The 1614-nt window shown below is 36.6% G+C and carries 3 protein-coding genes; all 3 read right to left on the reverse strand.

Going from position 1 to position 1614, the window contains the following annotated elements; genetic code table 11:
* Window positions 1-21: 21 nt before the first annotated feature.
* The gene (locus FAY33_RS19105; RefSeq protein WP_143323069.1) at window positions 22-825 is read right to left on the reverse strand and encodes a site-specific DNA-methyltransferase; all 804 of its coding nucleotides are present in this window, start codon (window positions 823-825) and stop codon (window positions 22-24) included.
* A gap of 159 nt (window positions 826-984) precedes the next feature.
* Window positions 985-1176, reverse strand: coding sequence for a hypothetical protein (locus tag FAY33_RS19110; RefSeq protein WP_143323070.1), 192 nt, complete (start codon window positions 1174-1176; stop codon window positions 985-987).
* A gap of 12 nt (window positions 1177-1188) precedes the next feature.
* Window positions 1189-1614, reverse strand: a 426-nt coding sequence (locus FAY33_RS19745) for a hypothetical protein (RefSeq protein ID WP_207706039.1), incomplete at its 5' end; no start/stop codon positions are given.

Here is a 1614-nt window from a genome sequence, read left to right on the forward strand (position 1 = left end):
AAATAACCCTTTGCTTAATAATTATTTTGCTTCAGGTAGCACCAACATGCTATCCTTTGCCTTCTTATAAAAATCTTTCGACACTTCAAATCCGTAAAAATCCCTGTTAAGTTCCATACACGCTCTTCCCGTAGAGCCGCTACCGGAACATGGGTCAATTACAACGTCACCTTCATCGGTCAACACCTTAATCAATTCTTTTAATGTTCCCACTGGCTTTTGTGCCGGGTGAATTTTAGGAATATCTTTCCCATCACGTTTCCACTCAAACCAGTTGAAAATCATTCGACCTGTTCCTCTGATTGTTTTTCCGTTTTCATCTGTCTGAACTCCATTACGAAACTTAGGCAATTTATCTCTGTATAACAACAAAGCATATTCTGTGGCTCCCACAATTCTCATGTTTGCCTTCAATACTTGTGGTGAATAATTCTTGACAAACACAAGGGGGATATTATGTTTGAATCCATGTTTTTCTGCATAATGCAATACTGTCTGAATTTGCTCAAAGGAACAAAATACAATCATGCATGGAGCATCCGAACTTCTTCCTCTTTGACCTGCTTTTACTGGTTCCTTCTTTAGCAACCTGTTGCAGAAGTGGAAGTATTCAGCAATATTAAAGTTAAAGTCAGTATTAAAGGCTGCCTTACCAGCTAATTTACTTTCTCCATTTTTATTATCACCACCCTTATACCACATTGGGTTGCTTCCATAAAAATTGTTGCCAACATTGTACGGGATATCTGCTATAACTAATTGAGCTTTTGGTACGTTATATTTTTTAAAGTTCTGGAAATTGTCATTGTATAATTCTGTCTTCATTAATTCACGGGAGTAAACGCACGTTTATTGGTCGACCAAACCTCTTTACTCCTTATTATAATTTTTAGTGGTTGCTGTATGTTTTTTACATACTATATGTAGTGTTAAATTCATTTGCAGTTACAATATATTGATTCAGAATTGTAATAAAATCTTCGTTTAATTGGATAAGTAAATCTTCTTTACCTCGTCAAGCAATCTGTCAACTTTCCAATCTTCGTGCTGGGATTTTAAATCCTCTAAATCACTGACAACTTCATGATTTAATAAGCCTAATTCGTTTGCCAGTACTGAAATTTTTGCTTCCAGTTCTTCGTGATCAATATCATATTTACTATTCCATACCTTCATATTGTTTCCTTCCTAATCCATCAAATAATGCTTTACCACATATTCAAGCATTTCATCCATATCATCAAATATCCTGTTGCAGTCATCAATATCCCATGGGTGCAGCTCTAACTTCTGCTCGTTCAATCCGATGACCGGAATCCCCTTATCGTGGCAAATTGCAATCTCCTTTGATGTGCCAATACTGTTATTTACCAGGAAGTTGACGATGATTAAATCGCTATGCGTTGCTTTATGTAAGTCAAATTCTTTGATCTCCCTGTTGGAGATGTATGTAGTATCATCTAAGAAGTTAAAATGGTCATTAGGATTAATACAGGTTGGTCTTTTTGGTGCACCGGCCAAATCCGCCATGCGAAATAATCTTACCGCCACTTCTTTTCTCCACAAATTTCCTTCTTCAAATCTGTCTGCACCAAATGCTGTCATAGATCCTGC

It is taken from the genome of Clostridium sp. HBUAS56010, assembly GCF_007115105.1.
GTDB lineage: Bacteria > Bacillota > Clostridia > Lachnospirales > Lachnospiraceae > Lacrimispora.